Below are 24101 nucleotides of genomic sequence, written 5' to 3'. Positions count from 1 at the left end.
TGCCAGAGGGGAAATCAGACCTTTGACACCGGCAGATTATCGATCAGCCGCACGCTTTCAAGCATGGTCGCCGCGAACAAGCGCGCCGGGCGGTCGGCGTGGGTTAGCGGGTCCAGCGTATCGGCACAGCGGAGTTGCAGATATTCCACCTCAGCGAAACCGGCGGCCAGCAGTTCAGCCTGGGCTTGCGTCACCAGCGAGTTGAACGCCTCACCATTCTCCAGAGCCTGAACAAGTGCGCGCATGATGCGATGTTTTTTAGCCGCAATTACCAACCCCCGATCTGACAGTCTCTGGTTGCGCGAAGACATGGCAAGACCCGAGGGCTCTCGTACCGTCGGGCAACCAATCACCTTGATCGGAATATCCAGATCGCCGGCCATCCGTCGGACGATCATAAGCTGCTGATAGTCTTTTTCCCCAAAATAGGCTCGATCCGCCTGCGTTTGCAGGAACAGTTTGGCGACAACGGTCGCCACGCCATCGAAATGACCCGGGCGGAATTCACCCTCCATTGTGTCAGTCAGGCCCGAGACCGAGACTGTGGTGGCGAATCCCTCGGGATAGATCTCCTGAGGGTCGGGTACGTAAATCGCATCAACGTCATAAGGGGCCAGCTTTTCCGCGTCTTCCTGTTCGGTGTGTGGATAGTTGGCAAGGTCTTCTGGGTTGTTGAACTGTTTGGGGTTCACGAAGATTGTCACGACCACCCGGTCGCAATCCGCCTTGGCGGCTTCGGCCAGTGACAGATGTCCTTGATGCAGCGCGCCCATGGTCGGAACGACTCCGATCACTTCGCCCTTTTGGCGCCATTCACGCGTCGGTGCACGCAAATCCGCCAGACGACGCAGAACAGGCGCGGTCATGACTTGGACCCTTTTGAAGGGGTCTGATCTGCAAAGACATGTTCGTCTGCCGGAAAGCTGCGAGCTCGAACCTCGGCTGCGTATTCTGCAATTGCTGCTTCGGCCAACGGGCCAAGATCGGCATAGCGTTTGACGAATTTTGGTTTGAAAGCAGTGAAAAAGCCCAGCATGTCGTCTACCACCAGAATTTGCCCATCACACCCGGCCGAAGCACCAATGCCGATGGTGGGGATCGCAATCTGGGACGTGATCCGGTCAGCCAAGCTTTGCGGAACCTTCTCTAACACGACGGAAAACGCACCGGCCTCGGCAACGGCACAGGCGTCGGCCAGTACGGCATCGGCCTGTTTGTCGCGCCCCTGTACCTTGTAGCCGCCCAGCGTGTTGATTGATTGCGGTGTCAAACCGATATGCGCCATCACCGGGATGCCGCGTTTGACGAGAAACCGAATGGTTTCGGCCATCTCCACGCCGCCTTCCAGCTTGACCGCGCCTGCACCGGTTTCGGACATTAAACGGGCCGCGTTGCGGAAGGCCTGCGCCGGGTCGTGTTCGTAACTGGCGAAGGGCATGTCGATCACCATCATGGCTCTGTCCAGCCCTCGGGCGACGGCCTGACCGTGCATGATCATCATGTCCATTGTGACCCCGAGGGTCGAGGTCAACCCGTGCAGCACCATGCCGACGCTGTCACCGACCAGAACAAAGTCGCAATGCGCATCCATCAACCGCGCCATCGGCGTCGTGTAGGCAGTCAGCGAGACCAGAGGTTCAGTGCCTTTCCGGGCGCGGATATCCTCGGCGTTCGGGGCTTTCCTGTGGGCGGTGGCACTCATGATCACTCCTCGCAGGGTTCATGTTGCAGTGCGGCATAGCAGATGCGGCAGATGCAAAGAAACCCCGGTTGCGCCAACAATCCCTTGATTGACCCGGGGTTTCTGGCAGGATCGGTCTCAGAACGATCCGTAGTCAGCGGAATAGTCGTATAATGTGGGGAGAGATTTTCATGACAAAGCAGCGCTTTCGCTCATTCGCATCGGCCTTGGCCCTAGGTGCCAGCCTGTTTGCCACGCAGGTTCTGGCTAAATCCGACATCACCATCGCCATGCAGCTAGAGCCGCCGCATCTGGACCCAACCAGCGCCGCCGCTCAGGCAATCGATTCGGTTGTCTACACCAACATCTTCGAAGGTCTGACCCGCTTTATGGGCGATGGATCGGTTGTTCCCGGGTTGGCTGAAAGTTGGGAGATTTCGGATGACGGCACCGTCTATACATTCAAACTGCGCGATGGCGTGACTTTTCATGACGGCACTACGATGGATGCCGAGGACGTCAAATTCAGCCTCGACCGGGCGACTGCGGAAGACAGCGCCAATGCACAAAAGGCTCTGTTTGCTGGGATTGAGACTGTCGAAGTTGTAGATCCTCTGACCGTTCAGGTGACGTTGAAGGAACCGAACGGTAATTTCCTCTTCAACCTTGCCTGGGGTGACGCGGTCATCGTTGCGCCGGAAAGTATCGAGAATATTAAGACCAACCCGGTTGGCACGGGTGCGTTCACCTTTGCCGATTGGGTGCAAGGGGACAGCATCACCCTGAATCGAAATCCCGACTATTGGGGCGATCAGCCCGCGTTAGAGACTGCAACGTTCAAATTTATTTCGGACCCGACCGCCGCCTTCGCCGCCATGATGGCCGAGGATGTGGACGTGTTCGACAACTTCCCTGCGCCCGAGAACCTGCCTCAGTTCGAGGCCGATCCGCGCTTTCAGGTCCTTGTCGGCTCGACTGAGGGTGAGACAATCCTATCGACCAACAACAAACAAGAACCCTTTGACGATATACTCGTGCGGCAGGCCCTAGCCCTTGCCACCGATCGGCAAGCCATCATCGACGGCGCTATGTTCGGTTATGGCACACCCATCGGCACCCATTTCGCGCCGCACAACCCGGCTTATGTCGATCTGACTGGTAATTCGGCCTACGACCCTGAGAAAGCTAAGGCTCTTCTTGCCGAGGCCGGATATCCCGACGGGTTCGAGACCACGCTGCACCTGCCACCGCCCTCTTACGCTCGGCGCGGGGGTGAGATCATCGCTGCTCAGCTGGCCGAGATTGGCATCAAAGCCGAGATCATCAATGTGGAATGGGCGCAATGGCTGGAAAGCGTGTTCAAAGGCAAGGAGTTCGGCCTGACCATCGTCAGCCACACCGAGCCTATGGATATCGGTATCTATGCGCGTCCTGACTATTACTTCCAATATGACAGCACCGATTTTCAGGCTTTGATGGACACTCTGAATTCCACCACCGACCCTGATGAACGTACTCGTCTGTTGGGGGAGGCGCAGCGCCTGATCGCAACCGATTACGTTAACGGGTATCTGTTTCAGCTTGCCAAGCTCGGGGTTGCCAAGGCGGGTGTTCAGGGTCTTTGGGAAAACGCGCCCACCGCAGCCATCGACCTGACTGCCATCAGCTGGGACGAATAGACCCTAGGGAGGTCCGTGCATGGTCAAGTCAATCTTCGTCGCTCTTACCCTCGCGGCGCAGATCGCTATTACACCTGTTGCGCGGGCCGACTCATCGCTTGGCCAGGCGGTTGAGTTGTGGCTGCAAGGCGACGATGAGCAGGCCCTGCCCATGCTGGCAGAGCTTGCCGCTGAAGGTGACGTAGAAGCGCGCCTGTTACTGGGTCGGATCGAAACATCGGACCTTGGGCCGTCGCCATATCGTCATTCGCTGGGACCCAAACAGTCGCGAAAGCTTTTTCGCAAGAAAGATTGGTCGGCCTTTGGGCAGTCGTGGTTAACGGTCGAGGCACGCGCTGGAAACGAGTTGGCGCAAACTTTACTCCAGGCCAAGCATCCGAACCCCGATCTTGACCTGATCGCAAAACTTAACGCGCTTGGTGAGCATCAGGCCACGGATTATCCAACGCGCATCGTGGCTTTGTATGGTAACGCCAGCATGCGTGAGACGCTGCAGGCCAACGATCAAGTCATGCAGGCCTTGAAACCCTACTTGGCCTATCTGTCACAAACTCCAGAACCACGCGGAGACGGGCTGGCCGCATTGCGCCACATTCAACCTGATCCGGTCGACGCAAGCTCGGACCAGGCGCTGGGTATGGCGGGTCTTCTGGCGCTTGGGTTGGGGTACGGCGATATCTCCCCGGATAACCCGTGGCGTCAATCGGTAGAGAGCTGGCTGATGTCTTCGGAAGCAACACACCCCATCGCGGAACTTTGCAATCAGCAATGTGCCGATGACGCACCGGCCTGCGCTTTTGCGTTTTTGGCACTGACAGGGGGGTACTTCGAGGTCATCCGTATCGACAGCCCGCTTGAAACGGTGATCCCGCAAAATGAATTTCTGGATAGCCCACGCGCCCGGCTGATGGTCCTACGTCGCGCGGCGCTGGCTCGCACTGAAACCAATCTTGGATGGCTGTCAGAGACCGAGCCCGCCGCCAGTCTCTCGGCCTGTGCGATCAAACTGGTCAACGACGAACGACAGGCCTACGAGTAGGTGCTGGACCCGCGCAATCCAGACACTTAACCTGTTACCAATGCTACGTTATGCCCTCAAACGCCTGCTGTCGCTGATCCTGAGTCTGGCCGTCGCCTCGGTTGTCATCTTCGCGGTGATCGAGATTGCGCCCGGTGATCCGGCGTCGTTCATGCTGGGTGTGAACGCGCAGGCAGACACTTTGGCCGCCCTGCGGGCTGAATTGGGTCTCGATGTCTCCAAAGTCGAGCGGTATTTCAACTGGGTCGGCGGGATGCTGGTTGGGGATTTCGGCACATCCTACACTTATCGCACGCCGGTGTCGCAGATGATTACGGATCGACTATGGGTGTCGTTGCCGCTGGCGTTGTACGCACTGACCCTGTCCACGCTTATTGCGTTTCCCGCTGGTATCTATGCAGCGGCACGGCGTGGCAAACCGGGTGACCTGGCTGTAATGGGCGCAACGCAGCTCGGGATAGCAGTGCCGAACTTCTGGTTTGCAATGATGCTGGTGCTGATCTTTGCGATCAATCTGCGCTGGTTCAATGCCGGCGGGTTCGCGGGTTGGGAAAACGGCGTCTGGACCGGCCTGCATTCTCTGACCCTGCCTGCGATCGCCCTAGCCCTGCCACAGGCGGCTATTCTTGCGCGGGTCATGCGATCGGCATTGCTGGACATTCTGGCCGAGGATTTTATGCGTACTGCCCGCGCCAAGGGCCTGTCACGCCGTCAGGCACTGTGGCGACACGGGGTGCGGAATGCTCTGATTCCTGTGCTGACGATCATCGGGCTCCAATTTTCCTTCCTGCTGGCAGGCTCAATCATCATCGAACAGGTTTTCTATCTGCCAGGCCTCGGACGGCTGGTGTTTCAGGCGATTTCTGCACGTGACCTGATCGTAGTGGAATCGGTCGTCATGTTGCTGGTCTTCGCCGTCATCATGGTGAACTTTTTGGTCGATCTGGCCTATGCCGCCGTCGATCCAAGACTGAGGAGCAGGACATGAGCCGCAACCTGATCCTTGGTGCCGCACTGTCTTCACTGGTGCTTTTGGCAGCGCTCGTATCGTTTGTCTGGACGCCATATGACCATGCCGCGCTCAATATTTCGGCAAAGCTGCAACCGCCAAACGCGCAACACTGGTTCGGCACCGATCATTTCGGGCGCGACATGTTCTCGATGATCATGGTCGGCGCTCGTACCTCGATTGCGGTAGCATTGGTGGCCGTCGGGATCGGCATGGCGCTGGGCGTCCCCTTGGGCCTGACCGCTGCCGCGCGCAAAGGATCGTGGCTGGACGAAGTCATCATGCGCGGCAACGATCTGGTCTTTGCATTCCCCTCTCTTGTCATCGCCATTCTGATCACCGCTGTCTTTGGTGCCGGGGCCATCAACGCGATCATCGCCATTGGTATCTTCAACATCCCTGTCTTTGCGCGCATCACCCGAGGTGCGGCCCTGTCGCTGTGGGAGCGCGAGTTCATCCTCGCCGCCCGCGTGTCAGGCAAAGGGGCGGCACGCATATCGGCTGAACACATCCTGCCCAATGTCGCCAATCTGCTGATCGTTCAGGGAACGATTCAATTCTCTCTGGGTATTCTGGCCGAGGCCGGGCTGTCTTATGTCGGCCTGGGCGCGCAACCGCCCACACCAAGCTGGGGCAGAATGCTGGCCGACGCGCAGACTATGGTCAGTTTTGCCCCGCATTTGGCTCTGATTCCGGGTTTGGCGATCATCGTGACGGTTCTAGGTCTGAACCTTCTGGGTGATGGCTTGCGCGACTGGTTGGACCCTCGGATACGGGTGGCCCGCGCATGAGCCTTTTGCAGATCAAGAACCTCTCAGTAGCCATCCATGGCACACCGATTTTAAAGCAGATTAACCTGTCAATTGTCCCTGGGCAGATCGTGGCTGTGACCGGTGAAAGCGGTTCGGGAAAATCCATGACCGCCCTTGCCGTGATGCAGTTGCTGCCCAGCGGGGCTGATGCGGAAGGGGTGCTGCAGCTTGACGGTCAGAACCTGCTGAATCAGTCAGAAGCAGAGATGTGCGCCCTGCGGGGTGCCGCGATCGGAATGGTTTTCCAAGAACCGATGACTGCCTTGAACCCGGTCAAGACAATTGGCGATCAGGTGATGGAGACCATCCTGATCCACAAGACCATGCCCCCCGCCCAGGCGCGCGAACGGGCCGAAGAGGTTTTGGCGCGGGTCGGATTGCCCACCGACCGGTTCCCTATGACACGCTTTCCGCACGAGCTGTCGGGTGGACAGCGTCAGCGTGTGGTGATCGCCATGGCGATTGCGTTGCGCCCCCGGTTACTGATCGCTGATGAGCCGACAACGGCGCTGGACGTGACGACGCAGGCACAAATCCTCGACTTGCTCAAAGGACTGGTGACGGAATACGGCATGGGTCTGCTGATGATCACCCATGATTTGGCAGTGGTTGCTGGCATGGCGGATCAGATCGTGGTTATGCGGCATGGCGAGGTGGTTGAAACCGGCGCAACTGAACATCTGCTACGCCATATGCAACACCCCTATACCCGCATGCTGTTCGAGGCTTCGGGGCATCAGGTCAACCTGCCGGTAGCCCCAGAGCCACGGCCATTGCTGGAAGTCGACAATGTGGTTCGGGACTACCGCCTGCCCAGAAAGCATTTGTTCGATGCACCTGGCCATCACCGGGCCGTCGATCAGATTAGCTTTACGCTGAGCCGAGGGGAACGATTGGGGTTGGTTGGTGAGTCTGGCTGTGGAAAATCGACCCTAACACGGGCGATATTGGGTCTCGAAGAGGTACAACAAGGCCGAATATCTCTAGATGGTCAGCCTGTATTTACAGGCCATAAACCCAATCTTGCAGTACGTCGCAAAATGCAGGTGGTGTTTCAGGACCCCTACGGCAGTTTCAATCCGCGCCACAGGGTTGCGCGCCTGATCACCGAGCCGTTTCACCTACTCGAAACCCCGCCAGACGGGTCCGAACGGCAGGATCGCATTGCCGAAATGCTTACTGCGGTTGGCCTCAGCCGGGATGACTCAAGCAGGTATATCCACGAGTTTTCGGGCGGGCAACGCCAACGGATCGCCATCGCCCGTGCGCTGATCATCCAGCCCGAGTTGATCCTGTTCGATGAGGCTGTCTCGGCCCTCGATGTTTCGGTTCGCGCCCAGATCCTCGACCTTCTTGTCGAGCTTTGTGAGGCTTACGATCTGACCTATCTGTTTATCAGCCACGATCTGAGCGTGGTTCGTACCATAACCGACCGCGTGTTGGTGATGCAGGCCGGCAAGATTGTCGAGCAGGGTGAAACCGAGCAGGTCTTTATCCAGCCACAGCACCCCTACACGCGAACGCTAATTGATGCAGCGCCCAGTCTGCCAGAGATCGGACAGGGGGCTGCATGATCCAAAAGTACTTTATTAGAGCCTGTTTTAGGAGTTTCTGATGTCTATTCCCCTCTGGTTCGATCCCAGCCTGTGTCTGATTGGTGGTGAATGGAAAACACCTGCGTCAGGGCAATGCTTGACGCTTGTTAATCCTTCGGACGGCTCTGAAATCTGCCAGATCGCAAGGGGTAACGAACGCGATATAGATGCTGCAGTGCAGGCCGCCCGTTCTGCGCGCGATGACGAATGGGGTCGCGTGACCGCGCTGGAAAGGGGGCGTGTTCTCACCCGGTTGGGGCAACTGGTTCTGGAACGGGTCGATGATCTGGCACAGCTTGAGGCGATGGATGTCGGCAAACCGCTGACCCAGGCGCGGGCGGATGCCGTTGCCTTGGCGCGGTATTGCGAGTTTTACGGCGGTGCTGCTGATAAAGTGATGGGCGAGACCATTCCCTACCTTGATGGCTACACCGTTTACACGCTGCGCGAACCGCATGGTGTGACCGGCCATATCGTGCCGTGGAACTATCCGATGCAGATCATTGGCCGCTCGGTCGGGGCGGCGCTGGCGATGGGCAACGCCTGCGTTCTGAAACCGGCGGAAGAAGCCTGCCTGACCGCATTGGCCTTTGCGCACCTTGCGTTGGAGGCTGGCCTGCCACCCGGCGCTCTGAACGTTGTGCCGGGACTGGGGGCCCAAGCAGGCGCGGCGCTATCAGCACACTCAGATATCGATCATATCTCCTTCACCGGGTCGGTCGCGACGGGAGCACTTGTGCAGCAAGCGGCTGGTCGAAATGTTGTCCCGGTGACGCTGGAATTGGGCGGCAAGTCGCCGCAACTGGTCTTCGATGATGCCGATCTGGATGCCGCGCTGCCGTTTCTGGTGAATGCGGGCATTCAGAATGCGGGCCAAACCTGCTCGGCCTCATCTCGCATTTTGGTTCAGCGGGGCGTTTATGAGCAGGTCAAGTCTCGCATGGCCGACGCATATAGCGAGCTATCCGTGGGACCGGCGATGAACGATCCACGCGTCGGGCCGTTGATCTCGGAACGGCAAAAACAGATCGTAAACGGTTTTCTTGAGAAGGGTGCGGATTTGACCATCGCCGGACAGGGACGAATCGTGGAAAACGCCCCAGAAAATGGGGCTTATGTCCTGCCTACGCTCTTTGCTGACGTCCCTTCTGACCATGTGCTTGCGCGCGACGAAATATTTGGTCCGGTTCAGGTTTTGATACCGTTTGAAACTGAGGGAGAGGCTCTAAGCATAGCGAATAGCACCGACTATGGCCTTGTCGCCAGCGTCTGGACGCGGGATGGGGCGCGCCAGATGCGACTGGCCAAGGGGCTGCAGTCGGGGCAAGTCTTCATCAACAACTATGGTGCGGGCGGCGGTGTTGAGCTGCCTTTTGGAGGTGTCGGTAAATCCGGCCACGGCCGCGAAAAAGGGTTCGAGGCGCTGTACGGGTTCTCACAGCTCAAGACGGTTGCCGCCTATCACGGCTAAACGATCACCTCGATCGCTTTCTGCGCTCCGACGCCAAAAACCCGCTTGTACCGCTCAATCTGATCTGTTGGCCCCATTGCTTTTTCCGGGTTGTCAGACAGCTTCACGGTTGGTTTGCCATTGGCGGACACTGCCTTACAGACCAACGAGAAGGGGGCCAGGGCGTCATTTGGAACAAGCCCGCGAAAATCGTTGGTCAGCAGAGTGCCCCAGCCAAACGACACGTTAGTCTGATCAGCAAACTGGGCGTGCAGTTCGCGAATTTTGTCCACGTCCAATCCGTCCGAGAAGATAATGCGTTTCTGAGTGGGGTCTTCACCTCGAGATTTCCACCAATCAATTGCAATTTCGGCCCCGGTTGCAGGATCGCCGCTATCGATACGTATTCCTGTCCAGCCTGCCAGCCAGTCGGGCGCGCGGTCTAAAAACCCTTTGGTGCCATAGGTATCAGGTAGAATAATACGCAGATTACCGTCATGTTCTTCATGCCAGTCGCTAAGCACATCATATGGCGCTTGGGCGAGCGCAGCGTCATCTTTAGCCAGAGCCGAATAGACCATTGGTAATTCATGTGCATTGGTGCCGATAGCCTCTACTTCGCGGCGCATCGCAATCAGGCAGTTGGACGTACCGGTGAAAGATGGTCCCAAACCTTCGATCATCGCCTGCACGCACCAGTCCTGCCACAGAAACGAATGCCGCCGTCGTGTGCCGAAATCCGCAATCCCCAGCCCCTCAATGTTGCGAAGCTGGGCGATTTTTTCCCAAACGCGTGTCATTGCGCGGGCATACAGCACCTGAAGCTCGAACCGGCGCATCCCGTTTAGAACTGCGCGCGAGCGGAGCTCCATCAGCACAGCCAATGCTGGGATTTCCCACAACATGACCTCGTGCCACTTGCCTTCGAAGGTCAGTTCATACTGATCGCCTTTGCGTTCCAGATGATAAGGCGGCAGACGCAGATTTTCGAACCACTCCATGAAATCAGGACGGAACATCTGGCGTTTGCCATAGAACGTATTGCCGCGCAGCCAGGTGCTTTCACCCCGGCTGAGACTGAGGGAACGGATATGATCCAGCTGTTCACGCAACTCACCTTCATCGATCAATTTGGCCAATGGAACGTGATTCGACCGGTTAATGAGCGAAAAAACCACGTCTGTTTGGGGCTTATTACGAAACACTGACTGGCACATCAGCAGTTTGTAGAAGTCTGTGTCTATTAATGACCGCACAATTGGGTCAATCTTCCATTTGTGATTGTAGACCCGCGTCGCGATGTCGACCATGGGGACCTCCTGCGATTTCCGTTGTTAGATCAATCAGCGCGCTGATTGGCAAGAGTCGCTGGATTGGTAACAATGCCCATGACAAGTCACATTGCGGGCATATTATGAGTGTCCTTCACGCTTTAGTGAGGGGGTGGGGATGGTTGAGAGGTTGAATTTGGTGAATGAGTCTCGAGTACGACTTTGACATAGTGGCGATTGCTCCGGATGAGGTTGATCCGGAACATGGATACACAGCGGTAACAGGGCGACCCCCGGTGCGCGCGCAGTTCAGGAATATCAAGACTGCAGATGCCTTGCGGGCAGCTTCGCCTAAAATACGTCGCATATTTCTGGAATCTGGCTTCAGTCTGGATACGGTGAGTGACAATCAGTCCACCGGATATTACCGGCCCGAGGATTCCGAGAATCGCGTCGTAATTCTGAAACGGCTTTTTGCAAACATTCGGAACATGGGTGTTCAGGGCGAATATTGCGGCGAGTTTGATTTTCATCACTTCCTGGCGCACATCAGGGCAGCTAAGCCCGGTCATGTTCTCCGCCCGGCACCTGCGCGACCTGTACAATCCCAAAGCCCCGAGCCGGTACGTCCGGAACGGCGCACCCTGGTTGGGCGATTGGGATTTGCGTTGGGGCTTGCTGTGATTTTGTTTGTGTTGCTGAAGCTCCTGGCGGAGTACGGCGCAGCGAATTGATCGTTAGGCCAATTTGACACCCGCTTCGCGCATTGATTTCTCGGCGGATGATAATGATCCATCCATATCTATCGCACGGCACAGACCGGTTCTGATAGTAACGTCAAATCCAAGACGTGCCGCATCTACCGCCGAATAATGGACGCAGAAATCTGTCGCCAGTCCAACCATCGTCAACAGTCCGATCCCGCGCGTCTCAAGATAGCCTTTCAGACCAGTCGGAGTGGAATGATCATTTTCGAAGAATGCCGAATAACTGTCGATATCGCGGCGAAAGCCTTTTCGGATGATCAGGTCGCCATCGGTACGCAGGTCCGGGTGAAAGGCCGCGCCATCCGAGCCTTGAACGCAGTGATCAGGCCACAGGACTTGAGCGCCGTAGGGCATCTGGATCATTTCGAACGGGGATTTGTCGTCATGTGAGCTGGCGAAAGACGAATGCCCCGCCGGATGCCAATCTTGCGTCAGGATCACCGCATCGAAATCGTCCATGATCGCGTTGATCGGAGCGACGATTTCATCGCCACCCGCAACGGCGAGTGCGCCTCCCGGGCAGAAATCATTCTGAACATCGATAACGAGCAGCGCGTGGGACATGTTGGTCTCCTTCAGTTACATAATCGGTATGGCGCGCAGCAGGGATCGTCAATGCTGTCTCTTGTGTGTTTTCATCAGGCGCATTAGATCGCGCACATGTACACAATCGCTGCCCTATACCATTTCACACGCTTCCCTGATCCTGACGCGTTGCGCCCTGCCTTGCACGAGCTTTGCCGCGCTCAATCGGTGAAAGGAACCCTGTTGCTGGCGCACGAGGGGATCAACGGCACCATAGCCGGCCCCCGCGCTGGGATTGATGCGGTGCTGGCGCATATCCGCGCGCTTCCGGGTTGCAACAATCTGGAATGGAAAGAGGCAACCTCAGACCACCCACCCTTTGGTAAGATGAAGGTGCGTCTGAAAAAAGAGATCGTGACGATGGGGCAGCCCGATGTCGACCCACGTGCCAGTGTCGGAAACTATGTTGAGCCCGAGGACTGGAACGATCTGATCCGCTCGGACGATGTGGTGGTGATCGATACGCGCAATGACTACGAAGTTGCAATCGGCACGTTTGAAGGCGCAATAGATCCAAACACGGCAAGTTTTCGCGATTTCCCAGCATGGTGGGAAGAAAACAAAGAGCGATTTCACAACAAGCGTGTCGCCATGTTCTGCACCGGCGGAATTCGATGTGAGAAGTCCACTAATTATCTGCTGGGGCAGGGCGTCGAGGATGTCTACCACCTGAAAGGTGGCATCCTGCGCTATCTCGAGGAGATGCCACGCGAAGACAGCACGTGGCAGGGTGAGTGTTTTGTCTTCGACAATCGCGTTTCAGTTGGTCATGGGCTGGTCGAAGGCCCACACAAGCTTTGCCATGGCTGCCGCCGCCCAATCCTGCCTGAAGATGTAAAGCGCCCTGAATACGAACATGGTGTATCTTGCCATCGATGTGTTGATGAGACGTCCGAACAGGACAAGGCACGGTTTCGCGAGCGGCAGAGACAAATCCAGCTGGCCCGCGCGCGAGGTGAGGAACATCTGGGGTCAGATTGAATTCATCTTGCAGGCTATGCCGAAAAACGGATGATGCCTTTGGGCCTGCCTGATGGAGCGGATATGACTCACGAACCCAGAACCCTGGAAGAATGGAAATCCACCCTATTGGCAGCCTTAGGGCTGGTTCTGGCCAGTTTCCTCGCTTGGTACGGTTTGTCGCGTCTGAATGAAACCACCGCAGGTGACACGATCGGTACGATTGCATCGATTGGGCTGGTGGTCTGGATGGTTTCGCAATCCTACTACTACATAACCCAGGTGAAATCCCCGCGCAGAATGCTGTTTTTGATGGGGGTGTCCTTCATTCAGGTTGTGCCGTTCCTATTTGCCGCCGTCTACGGCGCCTTCGGGTATGAGGATCATTGTGTTGTCGGCGCCAACGGACCGGCAGATATTCTGTATTTTTCGTACGTCACTTTCACCACGGTCGGATATGGCGACATGTCCCCGACCGGCCTGTGCCGTGGGTTGGCCGTGGCCGAGGCGGTTACGGGCTATATCCTGTTGGGCATGTTTGTAGCCGCAGCCGTGGCGCTATACGCGCGCAACCACAGCAAGTAGACCAGCTTATTTGTTGTGATCGATCCATCGAGACATCAATTGTCTGTCGCGGAAACACTCGGATGGGATCGGACGCCGTTTAGTGCGCGAAATACGCTCCGCAAACGCGACTTGCTTGCCCGTTGGGTAGTTTGCGAAAGGCGACGGGTCATGCGGCTTATGGGCCGATATCCAGTCTGACAATGATTTACGGTCGTGTTGCGCCTCGACAGGAATCTCAAGCGCGGACTTTTGTGCAATCGCGCGGGCATAGCGCATCTGCCGATCTGTCACAGGCAACAGGTAATAATCGTTTGACGTGCCGCCAAGTGCGGCTTTTCGCATGTTCTGGGCCATCGGGGTTATCCTCTGACTATGTGGAACATAAATAGAACATTAACCTTTCGTTTCAAGAGAAGGCCATTTGGATTCGGCGAGAACCTGCCAATCACTGGTTTTATTGACTAGTCAATCAATAAAAGCTAAGTCTGTCAGCAACACACACCTCCCCTTGCACAGGGGTGATCTGAAAAGAGAAGGATTCGGCATGAAATTTCAGCCCAAGGCCAGCCATTTCATCAACGGCGAATATGTTGAAGATACCAGAGGCACCCCAATCGACATTATTTATCCAGCCACCGGTGAAGTTATTGCGCGGTTGCATTCTGCAACACCTGAAGTCGTAGAACAGGCTCTAAACAGTGCAAAATCGGCTCAGGCAAGCTGGGCCGCCATGTCGGGCACGGAACGGGGCCGGGTCCTACGGCGTGCGTCAGACATCATGCGGGATCGCAATCGGGCGCTTTCAATTCTCGAAACCCACGACACCGGCAAGCCACTGCAGGAAACACTTGTGGCAGATGCGACAAGCGGCGCAGATGCTTTGGAATATTTTGGTAGCTTGGCAGGGTCTCTGACCGGCGAACATATCCCACTGGGGGGTGGAGATTTCGTTTATACGATCCGCGAGGCATTGGGTGTCTGTGTCGGCATTGGTGCGTGGAACTACCCGACCCAGATCGCCTGTTGGAAAGGTGCCCCAGCGCTGGCCTGCGGCAATGCGATGGTCTTCAAACCGTCTGAAACCACACCATTGTCAGCTTTGAAGGTGGCCGAAATCTTGATCGAGGCGGGCGCGCCAAAAGGTATCTACAACGTGGTGCAAGGCTATGGAGATGTCGGGGCCAGCCTGGTTACCGATCCGCGTGTAGCCAAGGTCTCGTTGACTGGGTCGGTTCCAACGGGCCGCAAGGTCTATGCGGCGGCAGCCGATGGCATGAAACACGTCACCATGGAGCTGGGCGGGAAGTCCCCGATGATCGTTTTCGACGATGCAGATCTCGACAATGCGGTCTCGGGTGCGATCTTGGGCAATTTCTATTCTTCGGGGCAGGTATGTTCCAACGGCACTCGCGTCTTTGTACAAAAGGGTATCAAGGAAGCATTTCTTTCGCGTTTGTCCGATCGTCTGGCCACTGCGAAAATTGGTGATCCGCTGGATGAGGAGGTCAATTTTGGCCCGATGGTCAGCGAAAACCAGATGAATATTGCGCTGGGCTATGTCGAAAAAGGTAAAGCCGAGGGTGCGAGGTTGGTCTACGGCGGCGACAGGATCGCAGGTGACGGGTTCTACATGCAGCCCACAGTTTTTGCCGACGTCACCGACGATATGACAATCGCACGAGAAGAGATTTTTGGACCTGTGATGTCGGTGCTGGATTTTGAAACCGAAGAAGAGGTGCTGGCGCGTGCCAATGATACCGAATTCGGTCTGGCTGCCGGTGTCTTCACCAATGACCTGACCCGCGCCCATAGAATTGTGGCGGGGTTCGAAGCTGGCACTTGCTATATCAACACCTATAACCTCGCCCCGGTTGAGGCCCCGTTCGGTGGGTCCAAGATGTCGGGCGTGGGGCGCGAGAACTCGAAACTGGCGATCAACCACTTCAGCGAGATGAAGACTGTGTATGTTTCGATGAACGATGTCGAGGCCCCTTACTGATCAAAACCGGTCATTCAGACTCTGTTCCCGACATTTCGCGTCGGGAACAGAGCATAACCTGACATTTGGCTGTGGCTGACTTTCCTGAGAGCACTAGGTTCGCAGACAGGAGATCAGACCATGAAGACCCACGCTCAGGCCGTCGTGATCGGAGGAGGATTGGTTGGCTGCTCAATCCTCTATCATTTGGCCAAGCTTGGTTGGACCGATGTGGTTCTGTTGGAACGTGATGAGCTGACCTCGGGATCAACTTGGCATGCGGCAGCGAACATCCACGGCCTGCATGACAACAACAACATCACCCGCATCCAGCACTATACGATGAACCTGTACAAAGAGCTGGAGAAGGAAACCGGGCAGGGCTGCGGGGTTTTCCAATCTGGTTCGTTGTATCTGGCGCAAACCGAAGATCGCGAACATCAGCTACGACTGCAGGAGGCGAAAGCCCGGTTCTATGGTTTGAACTTTTATGAGATCAGCCGCGAACAGGCGAGTGAACTTCACCCGTTGGCGCAGTTTGACGACATCCGTTGCATCATGTTCGAACCCGATGGTGGCAATGTCGATCCGTCCGGGGTTACCCACGCCTACGCTTCGGGTGCGCGCGCAATGGGGGCCACAATTGAGCGGTTTTGCCCTGTAATAGGGACTGAACAGCAACCCGATGGCTCTTGGATCGTGCGCACGGATAAGGGGGTCATTCACACTCGATGGGTTGTGAATGCGGGGGGCCTGTGGGGGCGCGAAGTGGCTGCAATGGCGGGCATCGAACTGCCACTGCAACCGACCGAGCATCAGTATTTCGTCACTGAAGCCATCGACGAAGTGGCTAATCTTGGGCGCCGCCTACCCTCGATCGCTGACCGGGACGGAGAATATTACTTCCGCCAGGAAGGCAACGGCCTTCTGATCGGCGCCTACGAGAAAGACATGCGGTTTTGGGCCGAAAACGGCACGCCGCTGGATTTTGCCCATGACCTGTTCCCAGACGATCTGGACCGGATCATGGAAAATGTCATCCGCGCCACAGAACGGGTACCGGTCGCTGCCACGGCGGGCGTCAAACGGGTGATCAACGGGCCGATGATCTGGTCTCCTGATTCAAACGCAATCTGGGGCCCAGTGCCCGAGCTGCAGAACTATTTCTGCTGCACCGGCATCATTCCGGGCTTCTCGCAATCGGGCGGGCTGGGTCTGCTGTCTGCGCAATGGATGATAGAAGGCGAGCCGCAATACGACATGTTTGCCTGGGATCTAGCCCGGTTCGGCGACTGGGCCGACAAGGCCTTTACTAAGGCGCGGGTCGAGGACGTCTATACCCACCGTTTCGCCATCCATTTCCCCAATGAGGAGCGCAGCGCGGGACGCCCCGCGCGTGTCCGCCCCGCCTATAAAATGCAAAAGGATATGGGCGCTGTCTTTGGCCTGAACTGCGGCTGGGAACATCCGCTGTGGTTTGCCGATCAGCCCGGTGTACAAGAAACCAATGGGTTCACCCGTCAGAACTGGTGGGAACCGGTGGGCCGCGAGGTACAGATGCTGCGCGATCATGTGGGTGTGATCGACATCTCGAACTTCGCCAATTACGTCGTGAAAGGCCCAGGTGCTTATAACTGGCTGGATCGTCTGGTGGCCAACAAGGTCCCGACCGAGGTTGGTCGTTCGTGCCTGACGCCCCTGATTTCGGTTCGCGGCGGCGTGGCTGGTGACTTTACCATCACCAAGGCAGCTGATGAAGAGTATATGATGATCGGCTCGGGTATGGCCGAGCGTTATCATCAGCGGTTTTTCAACATGATCGGCTTGCCCGAAGGCACCACGCTCGAGGTCGCCACCGATCGCATCGCAGGCTTCAACGTGGCTGGGCCCAAGTCGCGCGAATTGTTACAGCGGCTGACCAATGCAGACCTTTCAAACGACGCGTTCCGCTTTATGCGCTCGCGCACCATCGAGGTGGTGGGCATAAATTGCCTGGCCATCCGTGTCAGCTTTACTGGCGATCTGGGGTGGGAGTTGCATTGCGCGGAATCAGATCAAACCAGACTCTATTCAGCGCTATTAGAGGCTGCAATAGACCTGAGCGGTGGCCCGGTTGGCGGTCGCGCACTGGGATCTTTGCGCATCGAAAAGGGGTATGGCTCGTGGGGGCGAGAGTATTCTCAGGAATACTGGCCACAAGAGGTTGGCCTGTCAGGTCTGATCAAGCTGGACAAAGAATTTCTGCACAAAGATGCTTATCTACGGGTCAAGGATAACACCCTGCGCGAGGTGCTCTCGATATTCGAGGTCGATGCGGACAAAGCCGACGCCACTGGCGGCGAACCGATCTTCACCCCCGACGGTATCCCGGTGGGCCGGGTAACTTCCGGCGCATATGGGTATTCGGTCGGCAAATCCCTGGCCCTGGGTTACGCCAACCCCAAAGCCGCAAAACCCGGAGACACGGTCGACATCTTCATTCTTGGAAAACCACACAAAGCTAAATTCCTTTCAAAGCCACCGTTCGACCCCGCCGGAAATAGATTACGCGATACGAAAGCCGTTGCGGAGCCAGTGAAATGACCAACGTTTTTGACCGGGTTGCCGAGTTTGCTCTGAACGGTACCGCCGAAGACATTCCCGACACAGCCCGCGAGACAGCTGCGTATTTGTTGCTGGATACGATGGGTGTTCTGATCGCTGCAGGATCGATACAGGCCGGTGGGATCGCCCGGGATACCGCAGCGTTGCTTTTTGCAAGTTCAGAGCCTGATTTTAGCGCTCGGATGCTGTTCGACGGGCGGCGCGCCAGTCTTGCAGGTGCAGCTTATGCAACTGCCAGCCAAACCGATAATCTGGATGCCCATGACGGGTTCAATCCCGTCAAAGGCCACATCGGAGTTGCCATTGTTCCGGCGCTTGCTGCGTTGGCCGAACAATGCCCGGATCTGTCGGGTCGTGAGGCTCTGGCGGCTATGATCATCGGGTATGAAATCGCGGGTCGGGCTGGCCTGACCCTACACGCAACGGTCAGTGACTATCACACTTCCGGTGCCTGGAATGCGTTGGGCGTGGCTGCTTTGGCGGCGCGTTTACGCCGTCATACCCCAGATCAACTGCGACAGGCGTTGGGGATTGCGGAATTCCACGGGCCACGCAGCCAAATGATGCGCGAGATTGCAAATCCAACAATGTTGCACGACGGTTCCGGTTGGGGTGCCCTGGTGGGGCTGTCATCTGCCATCCTGGCCGAGCGCGGATTTACCGGAGCACCTGCAATCACGATCGAGGCGAAAGAGGCTGTTCCATTCTGGGACGATCTTGGCCGGGTCTGGCAAGTTGAGCAGCAATATATCAAACCGTATCCAATCTGCCGTTGGGCACATGCATCAATTGACGGTGTTCGGATGCTGATGCAGGAACATAAGCTGACATATCAACAGATCGCAGCCATCCGCATCAACAGCTTTAAAGAAGCAGCTTGTCTGTATTCTGACCACCCTCTGACTACCTCACAGGCTCAATACTCGTTGGCATTTGCTGTAGCGGTTCAGGCAGTTCACGGTCGCATTGGTGTAGAACATATCTCGGGCAAAGGCCTGTCTGATCCAACGGTCGCAGAGATTACAAAGCTGATTAAGGTCAAAGAGAGCCCGCGTCACTCTGCCCGTTTCCCAGCAGGACGATGGGCAGATGTCGAGATCGAAACCTTGGACGGATCTGTTTATCATTCAGGTGATATCAACGCGCGCGGTGGTCAGGAAAATCCCCTGAGCAAACAGGAGATCACCGATAAATTCACCGAATTTGCAGCGCCAGCTGTGGGGCGCAATCGGGCCGCCCAGATCCTTGCGGCCACATTGAAGTTGACCCAACCCGGGTCAAGCTTTTCCAATCTGTCTGCCCTGATATACGACCCACCCGCACGTTGATACGGCGCCACGCCGAATTAAATAAATGATCGAGATTCGCCATGTTAGAGACTGATTTAAGGTGTTAGGCGAATGACCAACTCTGAAACAGCATAACCACTGGGCACTGCGGGTCCGGTCAATTCAATCCGCCTGTTTGCACGATTTCAAGCATATCTGAAATTTGCGCGCGGGCATTGGCGCTCTCCTTCAAAAGCGTTTTGGCATCTGCCAGAGGTTTGTCAGATTGCCGTTCAATCGGTTGATCTAACGATATTCTGATCCGATTTAGATCGCTGAAGGCATTCGAATCCTTGGCATCAATCTCATTCGTGCCCGCCAACCAGAATAGGCGGTCGGCAGCCTCGATCTGACCAGTTTCTCTAAACAATTCCGCCGCGGCGTAGAAGTTTTGCACCCGCGCCAAAGCTTGAGCCCGCAATACTCGCGCGTCGTCTGAGGGATCTTCAGACAATTCCAGCAAAGCTTGGCGAGGATGGTCGCTTAGTAGAGCTGAACGTGCCCTAATCCGGGCACGCTCGATAGCATGGTTCTGATCGCCCGATGGGTCTGTCCATTCCCGGGCAGCGTTCGAAAATCCAAGCTTGACCAACCTATGCGCCACCGATGTGGCCGTATCCACGCTCAGGGTAATGCGAGTTTTCTCCTTCAGTCCGATTATGTAGCGCAGGAAGGTGATGTCATCCGCCCGCTCAGCAAGCAGTTGCAGCACCTGATCTCGCGTGCGGCGCCAATCCTTATCGTCAGGTGCATTTTGGATACGATGCATGGCACCATCGAACTCCTGCGACATCGACAACGCGAGCACATGAGCGCGCGCCATCATGGGCCCGAGTTCGGAGTTTCTGAGTTCACGTGCGTAACCTGCCGCTAAATCGAGATCTTTGGGTGGTATCGAACCCCGATCGGCCCATCTTTTTTCGATCAACCGCGCCAGCGCCAGAGGTGCTTCCTCAGAAGCACTTGGGGTGGCTATGACTTCAGTCAAGTGAGCATTCGCAGTATCTGCATTGCCTTCGGCATCGGCGATCGTGGCCTTGGTCAGGGTCACGTCGGCCGTTTCAGCTGTCATCACTCGGTCTACCGAACGCAAAATACGCCGCGCTGCTTCCAGCCGCCCGGCTGTTGCCAGCAAGTCTGCCAGAGTCGACCCGAGTTGCCGCCTAAGGTGTTCGGGAAGCCGGTTGAATGCTTGCTCGATTATGTTCAGCTGTGCCTCCGGTGCCAGTTTCTCCTCGGTCAGAAGTGCCCATAGCGCTGCAGCGCTTTCGCAGCTTTGTTGACCCGCGAATGAGTGCGGTTCAGACGCAGTCAAACCATCGAGAGTAGACGCCATCGCCGAAACACGTTGTTGCTCTGCCGTCGTTCCTGGCAGCAGATTTAACACCTGCAGCGCTTCGGCTCCGAATCCATAATATGTGTACAGCTTGGCCAGATTCAGGGCCTTTTCCTGATCGAGTCGATCAAACTCCTGGAATAGCCCCTTTCGCAGTTGCGCTACCTGCACCACAAATTATTCGGGGCCTGCCCAGGAGTCGAACTCCAGTTCAGCATCGGTGATGCATTCAAATTTGGCATCGAATTCTGGAAGTGCCAGACTTTCGAGACCCCGGGCGTCGTCCAGAACTGAAGACAATCGTAAATTGGGCGCTTTTGCGTCTGAGGTTCTCAAAGGTCCAAAACGAGCGGATTGTCTGCGCCCAATACCAGCAAGTGTGAGGTCAATAACCTCACGATCTGCGCTTTGTAATATGCGGGATATCAGCTCGTCCTCAAAGTTTTGATGACTCATTTGCAACAAGGGCAACGTCAGCGCAGTTGCAGGGATGTGTACTGGAGGCGGAGCTTGCTTTGCGATGTCCGGGTGAAGGTCTGTCACCACGTCGATTTTTGGAACCGCAACCGGAATGAATTTACCGGGCGAGATGTCCACGACCACCATAGTTTGTTGATGCAGAAATGCGGTGGCGACACATTCACATCCAAAGACCATCTTCAGAGCTCCACCTGAACTAGCCTGAGTTAGAGACTGAAGTCTTTTGCTGGTCAGCCGGTCAAATACGGTTCCGGTATCGAATGTGGCGCCTTTGATAGCAATATTCAGATCAGCACCGCGTTCGTTTGGAGTCATAACCCAATCGGTGCCGGCAGGCACTTGTATCACCAGACGGGTGTATCCATCGTGTTCGCCCGAGCGAACACGCAGCACCTGCGCTGACACACTGGTGCCAAGGGCCAGTAAAACTAATGTGAAAGCCCGTATCATGCAGCCGCCTGTTTGATTTCTTTCAAGGCCTCTTCAAGCTCTGAAAAATTGGGACGGTTGTGGGTTGGCGTGTTTTGGCGTCCGACCTCGATGCACATCGCAGCGTTGTGATTGTGCAGATTCGCGACCAGAACCTCCTTGATGAGTTGATAAAAATGGTTGTCTTCTTCAACTACAGCTTTCAGTTTTCCAGCAAACGGACCGACCAAACCATAGGCAAGAAAAACGCCCAGAAAAGTGCCGACCAACGCGCCGCCGATGAGCTTTCCCAGCACCTCTGGGGGCTGGTCGATCGAACCCATGGTTTTGATAACGCCTAGAACCGCAGCTACGATACCAAGGGCGGGCAGGCCGTCGGCAACGGTTTGCAAGGCATGGCTCGAGTGCATGGCATGATGGAAATTTGCCTCCATCCGTTTTTCAAGTACCTCTTCGACTTGATGCGGGTCGTCATAGTTCATCGCGGCTGAACGCATGGTGTCGCAGATCAGGTCCACGGCTTCTTTGTCGGCTTTGATCTTGGGATAAGCTGAGAAAAGCGACGAGTTTTCAGGCTCTTCGATGTGTTGCTCGGCCTCAACCGGGTTTGCGCGCGCGATCCGGATCAACGAGAACAACAGGCAAAGCAGATCACGATAATCTTCGGGCTTCCACTTCGCGCCTTTGAACACTTTGCCAATATCTTTCGCGGTGTGTTTGACCCCACCCATGTCGTTACTGATCATAAAAGCACCAATCGCGGCGCCTCCGATCATCATCATTTCATACGGCAATGACTTCATGATAATCGCCATCTTGCCGCCAGCGGCGAGATATCCGCCAAAAATCATGACGAAGATAACAGCAATTCCGATGAGTCCGATCATAAGTGATCTCCGGCGTTAAGGTGGGAGAAGTGGTTGCCCATCAGCATTATTCCTGTGGGGCGCGGGCGTTGCGCCCAGCCATTATGACGCTGATACCATAGGCGGCCTCGGGGCTGAGACCGGCCATCACATTGGCGGCAGCCTCCGGTGGCATGCGTGACAGGAATCCGGCGGCGAATACTGCATCCATCGTTTCGAACAAGGCCGCGGCATTCTTTGGTTTCATGCTTTGGTAAACATCAGTCAGTTGCGTCAGGTCGCTTTCGGCGGCCGTTTCGGCAATAGCGACGGTCTCACGCAGCGACTCTTCGGCTTCCTGCAGCATGGCCAACCGGGCTTCAATGGCCTGATCTGCGATGTCCAGCGCATGTTCTCGATCGACAATCGTGCTTTCCCGCTGATTCAGTTCGACTTCGCGGCGTAGCAGTTCTGCTAGCAAAACTTGCAGATCCGCGGCGCTGGTCTCAATGCGCTCCGACTTGATTTGCTCTGCCAAGGCCGGATCAGTCCCACGCGCCACCGCAGGCCCAGCCTCAAGCCCGATCCGAATGATGGCGGACCCGATCATCAGCAAGGAGATGACGGTCAGAACTCCTCCGCGCGGGCGCTGGTCAGAATTCTTTTTTCTTTGGCGGATCATTGGCCCGACCCGCTTGACGCTGCAGCATGCCGAAAGAACATCAAGCCCTCGGGCTTTGTTACGGGTTTTAGGGATATGGGCTCAGAATTTTCAGGAACAGTTTCTTCGACAGCGTCCACGTCAGATTTTTCCTGCGCGTGCTCTTCGGGCTGCTCAGGGCTTGGTTGGTCTTCCTGTACGACATCGTGCATCGAGGCCATCATCAGTTCCAGGCGCTGCGCTACCGACTCCGCCCGTTCAGTCAAAGTCTGTAGGGCAACCCCGGACTCGTCGGAAGACTGACGGGCGCTATCGAGCGATTTTCGCAGCTCTTCCGCTTGGGCCGAAAGAACGGAAACCGCACCACCCACGCCCTTTTCAAGATCAGTAAATCGACGCAAACGTCGCGCCAAAATGAAACAGTACAGCCCTGCCCCAAGCGCACCTGCAACCAGCAGAATATCGGCAATCAGTTCCACCTTCGCCTCCTAATTCAATACAAATTCTGTCACCAGAACGTCGCGCACAAGGCCGTCACCTACGACAATTCCTATACGTCGCAGCAGGTGCCCACGGATGCGCACCAAGGCGAGTGAATCTTCAAGGTCGTTCAGCTCGACCGCGCGTAGATAACTGTTCAGAACATCCATGATTCGCGGCTGCATCTTTTCAACCTCGGCGGCGTAGCCCGCGTTCACCTCGAGTTGAGCATGGAACTTGAGATGCCGTGAATCGCCTGCATTGACCGAAACGATCACCGGCGGCAGATCAACAAAGCTCACGTCTGGCAACGCCGTCGCTGGCCTTTTATTGCTATTGCTATCTTCTTCTTTTGCTTCGGCACCGCTACCAATTGGCAGTAAGCCAGAGGCGGTTATGAAATAGCCACCAACACCGCCTGCCACGGCCAGAATCATCCCAAGAATCAGGCCCTTTTTTCCTGATTTTTTAGGGGTTTCCACTTCGTCAGCTGTTGCGTCGGTCATGCCGTCCTCATGAATCTGTTCGGCAACTGTCATAACCCC

The 24101-nt window shown here is 56.2% G+C and carries 23 protein-coding genes; 12 read left to right on the top strand and 11 right to left on the bottom strand.

Features of this window, described 5'->3' with window-relative positions; all coding sequences use genetic code 11:
• Nucleotides 1–14: 14 nt before the first annotated feature.
• Together panC and panB are read right to left on the bottom strand one after the other, a co-directional pair.
• Complete coding sequence (panC, locus tag ACR0MQ_RS07090; RefSeq protein WP_480606925.1) at nucleotides 15–866, bottom strand: pantoate--beta-alanine ligase; 852 nt, start codon at nucleotides 864–866, stop codon at nucleotides 15–17.
• Nucleotides 863–1702 carry a 3-methyl-2-oxobutanoate hydroxymethyltransferase gene (gene panB / locus ACR0MQ_RS07085; RefSeq protein ID WP_170774654.1) on the bottom strand — a complete coding sequence of 280 codons (840 nt, stop codon included), beginning with the start codon at nucleotides 1700–1702 and terminating at the stop codon, nucleotides 863–865. The genes panC and panB overlap by 4 nt, the downstream gene beginning before the upstream one ends.
• A gap of 170 nt (nucleotides 1703–1872) precedes the next feature.
• Between panB and ACR0MQ_RS07080 the strand changes: the two genes are divergently transcribed.
• Genes ACR0MQ_RS07080 through ACR0MQ_RS07055 form a run of 6 tightly spaced genes read left to right on the top strand, consistent with a single transcriptional unit; the run spans nucleotide 1873 to nucleotide 9286 of the window.
• The gene (locus ACR0MQ_RS07080; protein WP_480606922.1) at nucleotides 1873–3360 is read left to right on the top strand and encodes an ABC transporter substrate-binding protein; all 1488 of its coding nucleotides are present in this window, start codon (nucleotides 1873–1875) and stop codon (nucleotides 3358–3360) included.
• Nucleotides 3361–3379: 19 nt separating this feature from the next.
• Complete coding sequence (locus tag ACR0MQ_RS07075) at nucleotides 3380–4399, top strand: hypothetical protein (RefSeq protein WP_480606919.1); 1020 nt, start codon at nucleotides 3380–3382, stop codon at nucleotides 4397–4399.
• A gap of 40 nt (nucleotides 4400–4439) precedes the next feature.
• Nucleotides 4440–5387, top strand: coding sequence for an ABC transporter permease (locus ACR0MQ_RS07070; protein WP_170471567.1), 948 nt, complete (start codon nucleotides 4440–4442; stop codon nucleotides 5385–5387).
• A complete protein-coding gene (locus ACR0MQ_RS07065) occupies nucleotides 5384–6199 on the top strand; it encodes an ABC transporter permease (protein ID WP_480606916.1) in 816 nt (271 codons plus the stop codon). Before ACR0MQ_RS07070 ends, ACR0MQ_RS07065 begins: the two co-directional genes overlap by 4 nt.
• The gene (locus ACR0MQ_RS07060; protein WP_480606913.1) at nucleotides 6196–7794 is read left to right on the top strand and encodes an ABC transporter ATP-binding protein; all 1599 of its coding nucleotides are present in this window, start codon (nucleotides 6196–6198) and stop codon (nucleotides 7792–7794) included. Before ACR0MQ_RS07065 ends, ACR0MQ_RS07060 begins: the two co-directional genes overlap by 4 nt.
• A gap of 40 nt (nucleotides 7795–7834) precedes the next feature.
• Nucleotides 7835–9286, top strand: coding sequence for an aldehyde dehydrogenase family protein (locus ACR0MQ_RS07055; protein ID WP_480606910.1), 1452 nt, complete (start codon nucleotides 7835–7837; stop codon nucleotides 9284–9286).
• Here the strand turns inward: ACR0MQ_RS07055 and pncB are convergent.
• Nucleotides 9283–10575, bottom strand: a complete 1293-nt coding sequence (gene pncB / locus ACR0MQ_RS07050) for a nicotinate phosphoribosyltransferase (protein ID WP_170774669.1) — start codon at nucleotides 10573–10575, stop codon at nucleotides 9283–9285. The genes ACR0MQ_RS07055 and pncB overlap by 4 nt on opposite strands.
• Before the next feature lie 164 nt (nucleotides 10576–10739).
• Here pncB and ACR0MQ_RS07045 point away from each other — a divergent pair, with 164 nt between their 5' ends.
• On the top strand, nucleotides 10740–11270 hold the full coding sequence (locus ACR0MQ_RS07045) for a hypothetical protein (protein ID WP_170774671.1): 531 nt from the start codon (nucleotides 10740–10742) through the stop codon (nucleotides 11268–11270).
• A 3-nt stretch (nucleotides 11271–11273) separates the two neighbouring features.
• Here ACR0MQ_RS07045 and pncA read toward each other — a convergent pair whose 3' ends face one another.
• Nucleotides 11274–11867 carry a bifunctional nicotinamidase/pyrazinamidase gene (gene pncA / locus ACR0MQ_RS07040; protein ID WP_170774673.1) on the bottom strand — a complete coding sequence of 198 codons (594 nt, stop codon included), beginning with the start codon at nucleotides 11865–11867 and terminating at the stop codon, nucleotides 11274–11276.
• A gap of 96 nt (nucleotides 11868–11963) precedes the next feature.
• On the opposite strand from pncA, the gene trhO reads away from it, so the two are divergent.
• Nucleotides 11964–12869 (top strand): oxygen-dependent tRNA uridine(34) hydroxylase TrhO, encoded by a 906-nt coding sequence (gene trhO / locus ACR0MQ_RS07035; RefSeq protein WP_480606905.1) that lies wholly within the window; start codon nucleotides 11964–11966, stop codon nucleotides 12867–12869.
• 63 nt (nucleotides 12870–12932) lie between these two features.
• Nucleotides 12933–13433, top strand: coding sequence for a potassium channel family protein (locus ACR0MQ_RS07030; RefSeq protein ID WP_170471584.1), 501 nt, complete (start codon nucleotides 12933–12935; stop codon nucleotides 13431–13433).
• A 6-nt stretch (nucleotides 13434–13439) separates the two neighbouring features.
• Here the strand turns inward: ACR0MQ_RS07030 and ACR0MQ_RS07025 are convergent, their stop codons facing one another.
• Nucleotides 13440–13769, bottom strand: coding sequence for a hypothetical protein (locus ACR0MQ_RS07025; RefSeq protein ID WP_170471586.1), 330 nt, complete (start codon nucleotides 13767–13769; stop codon nucleotides 13440–13442).
• 190 nt (nucleotides 13770–13959) lie between these two features.
• Here ACR0MQ_RS07025 and betB point away from each other — a divergent pair, with 190 nt between their 5' ends.
• The 3 genes from betB to ACR0MQ_RS07010 all read left to right on the top strand — a co-directional run bounded on the left by betB (nucleotide 13960) and on the right by ACR0MQ_RS07010 (nucleotide 19325).
• On the top strand, nucleotides 13960–15414 hold the full coding sequence (betB, locus tag ACR0MQ_RS07020) for a betaine-aldehyde dehydrogenase (protein ID WP_480606902.1): 1455 nt from the start codon (nucleotides 13960–13962) through the stop codon (nucleotides 15412–15414).
• Between the two features lie 120 nt (nucleotides 15415–15534).
• Complete coding sequence (locus ACR0MQ_RS07015) at nucleotides 15535–17976, top strand: GcvT family protein (protein ID WP_480606899.1); 2442 nt, start codon at nucleotides 15535–15537, stop codon at nucleotides 17974–17976.
• The gene (locus ACR0MQ_RS07010; RefSeq protein WP_480606896.1) at nucleotides 17973–19325 is read left to right on the top strand and encodes an MmgE/PrpD family protein; all 1353 of its coding nucleotides are present in this window, start codon (nucleotides 17973–17975) and stop codon (nucleotides 19323–19325) included. The genes ACR0MQ_RS07015 and ACR0MQ_RS07010 overlap by 4 nt, the downstream gene beginning before the upstream one ends.
• 118 nt (nucleotides 19326–19443) lie before the next feature.
• Here the strand turns inward: ACR0MQ_RS07010 and ACR0MQ_RS07005 are convergent, their stop codons facing one another.
• The 6 genes from ACR0MQ_RS07005 to ACR0MQ_RS06980 are packed head-to-tail and all read right to left on the bottom strand — an operon-like array spanning nucleotide 19444 to nucleotide 24062.
• Complete coding sequence (locus ACR0MQ_RS07005; protein WP_480606894.1) at nucleotides 19444–20832, bottom strand: hypothetical protein; 1389 nt, start codon at nucleotides 20830–20832, stop codon at nucleotides 19444–19446.
• 6 nt (nucleotides 20833–20838) lie between these two features.
• The gene (locus ACR0MQ_RS07000; RefSeq protein ID WP_480606891.1) at nucleotides 20839–21591 is read right to left on the bottom strand and encodes a hypothetical protein; all 753 of its coding nucleotides are present in this window, start codon (nucleotides 21589–21591) and stop codon (nucleotides 20839–20841) included.
• Complete coding sequence (gene motA / locus ACR0MQ_RS06995) at nucleotides 21588–22457, bottom strand: flagellar motor stator protein MotA (RefSeq protein ID WP_480606889.1); 870 nt, start codon at nucleotides 22455–22457, stop codon at nucleotides 21588–21590. The genes ACR0MQ_RS07000 and motA overlap by 4 nt, the downstream gene beginning before the upstream one ends.
• 46 nt (nucleotides 22458–22503) lie before the next feature.
• Nucleotides 22504–23097: a MotE family protein gene (locus ACR0MQ_RS06990; RefSeq protein ID WP_170774685.1), complete on the bottom strand. Its 594-nt coding sequence runs from the start codon at nucleotides 23095–23097 to the stop codon at nucleotides 22504–22506.
• On the bottom strand, nucleotides 23094–23555 hold the full coding sequence (locus tag ACR0MQ_RS06985; protein WP_319545562.1) for a hypothetical protein: 462 nt from the start codon (nucleotides 23553–23555) through the stop codon (nucleotides 23094–23096). Before ACR0MQ_RS06985 ends, ACR0MQ_RS06990 begins: the two co-directional genes overlap by 4 nt.
• Nucleotides 23556–23564: 9 nt before the next feature.
• A complete protein-coding gene (locus ACR0MQ_RS06980; protein WP_170774690.1) occupies nucleotides 23565–24062 on the bottom strand; it encodes a flagellar basal body-associated FliL family protein in 498 nt (165 codons plus the stop codon).
• Nucleotides 24063–24101 lie beyond the last annotated feature (39 nt).

Source organism: Ruegeria sp. AN6 (genome assembly GCF_056540425.1).
This window is presented reverse-complemented; position numbering and strand designations above follow the sequence as displayed.

Bases quoted from the DNA above. Each gene is read 5' to 3' on its own strand.
- panC (WP_480606925.1), bottom strand. From the start codon at position 866: ATGACCGCGCCTGTTCTGCGTCGTCTGGCGGATTTGCGTGCACCGACG.
- panB (WP_170774654.1), bottom strand. From the start codon at position 1,702: ATGAGTGCCACCGCCCACAGGAAAGCCCCGAACGCCGAGGATATCCGC.
- ACR0MQ_RS07080 (WP_480606922.1), top strand. From the start codon at position 1,873: ATGACAAAGCAGCGCTTTCGCTCATTCGCATCGGCCTTGGCCCTAGGT.
- ACR0MQ_RS07075 (WP_480606919.1), top strand. From the start codon at position 3,380: ATGGTCAAGTCAATCTTCGTCGCTCTTACCCTCGCGGCGCAGATCGCT.
- ACR0MQ_RS07070 (WP_170471567.1), top strand. From the start codon at position 4,440: ATGCTACGTTATGCCCTCAAACGCCTGCTGTCGCTGATCCTGAGTCTG.
- ACR0MQ_RS07065 (WP_480606916.1), top strand. From the start codon at position 5,384: ATGAGCCGCAACCTGATCCTTGGTGCCGCACTGTCTTCACTGGTGCTT.
- ACR0MQ_RS07060 (WP_480606913.1), top strand. From the start codon at position 6,196: ATGAGCCTTTTGCAGATCAAGAACCTCTCAGTAGCCATCCATGGCACA.
- ACR0MQ_RS07055 (WP_480606910.1), top strand. From the start codon at position 7,835: ATGTCTATTCCCCTCTGGTTCGATCCCAGCCTGTGTCTGATTGGTGGT.
- pncB (WP_170774669.1), bottom strand. From the start codon at position 10,575: ATGGTCGACATCGCGACGCGGGTCTACAATCACAAATGGAAGATTGAC.
- ACR0MQ_RS07045 (WP_170774671.1), top strand. From the start codon at position 10,740: ATGAGTCTCGAGTACGACTTTGACATAGTGGCGATTGCTCCGGATGAG.
- pncA (WP_170774673.1), bottom strand. From the start codon at position 11,867: ATGTCCCACGCGCTGCTCGTTATCGATGTTCAGAATGATTTCTGCCCG.
- trhO (WP_480606905.1), top strand. From the start codon at position 11,964: ATGTACACAATCGCTGCCCTATACCATTTCACACGCTTCCCTGATCCT.
- ACR0MQ_RS07030 (WP_170471584.1), top strand. From the start codon at position 12,933: ATGACTCACGAACCCAGAACCCTGGAAGAATGGAAATCCACCCTATTG.
- ACR0MQ_RS07025 (WP_170471586.1), bottom strand. From the start codon at position 13,769: ATGGCCCAGAACATGCGAAAAGCCGCACTTGGCGGCACGTCAAACGAT.
- betB (WP_480606902.1), top strand. From the start codon at position 13,960: ATGAAATTTCAGCCCAAGGCCAGCCATTTCATCAACGGCGAATATGTT.
- ACR0MQ_RS07015 (WP_480606899.1), top strand. From the start codon at position 15,535: ATGAAGACCCACGCTCAGGCCGTCGTGATCGGAGGAGGATTGGTTGGC.
- ACR0MQ_RS07010 (WP_480606896.1), top strand. From the start codon at position 17,973: ATGACCAACGTTTTTGACCGGGTTGCCGAGTTTGCTCTGAACGGTACC.
- ACR0MQ_RS07000 (WP_480606891.1), bottom strand. From the start codon at position 21,591: ATGATACGGGCTTTCACATTAGTTTTACTGGCCCTTGGCACCAGTGTG.
- motA (WP_480606889.1), bottom strand. From the start codon at position 22,457: ATGATCGGACTCATCGGAATTGCTGTTATCTTCGTCATGATTTTTGGC.
- ACR0MQ_RS06990 (WP_170774685.1), bottom strand. From the start codon at position 23,097: ATGATCCGCCAAAGAAAAAAGAATTCTGACCAGCGCCCGCGCGGAGGA.
- ACR0MQ_RS06980 (WP_170774690.1), bottom strand. From the start codon at position 24,062: ATGACCGACGCAACAGCTGACGAAGTGGAAACCCCTAAAAAATCAGGA.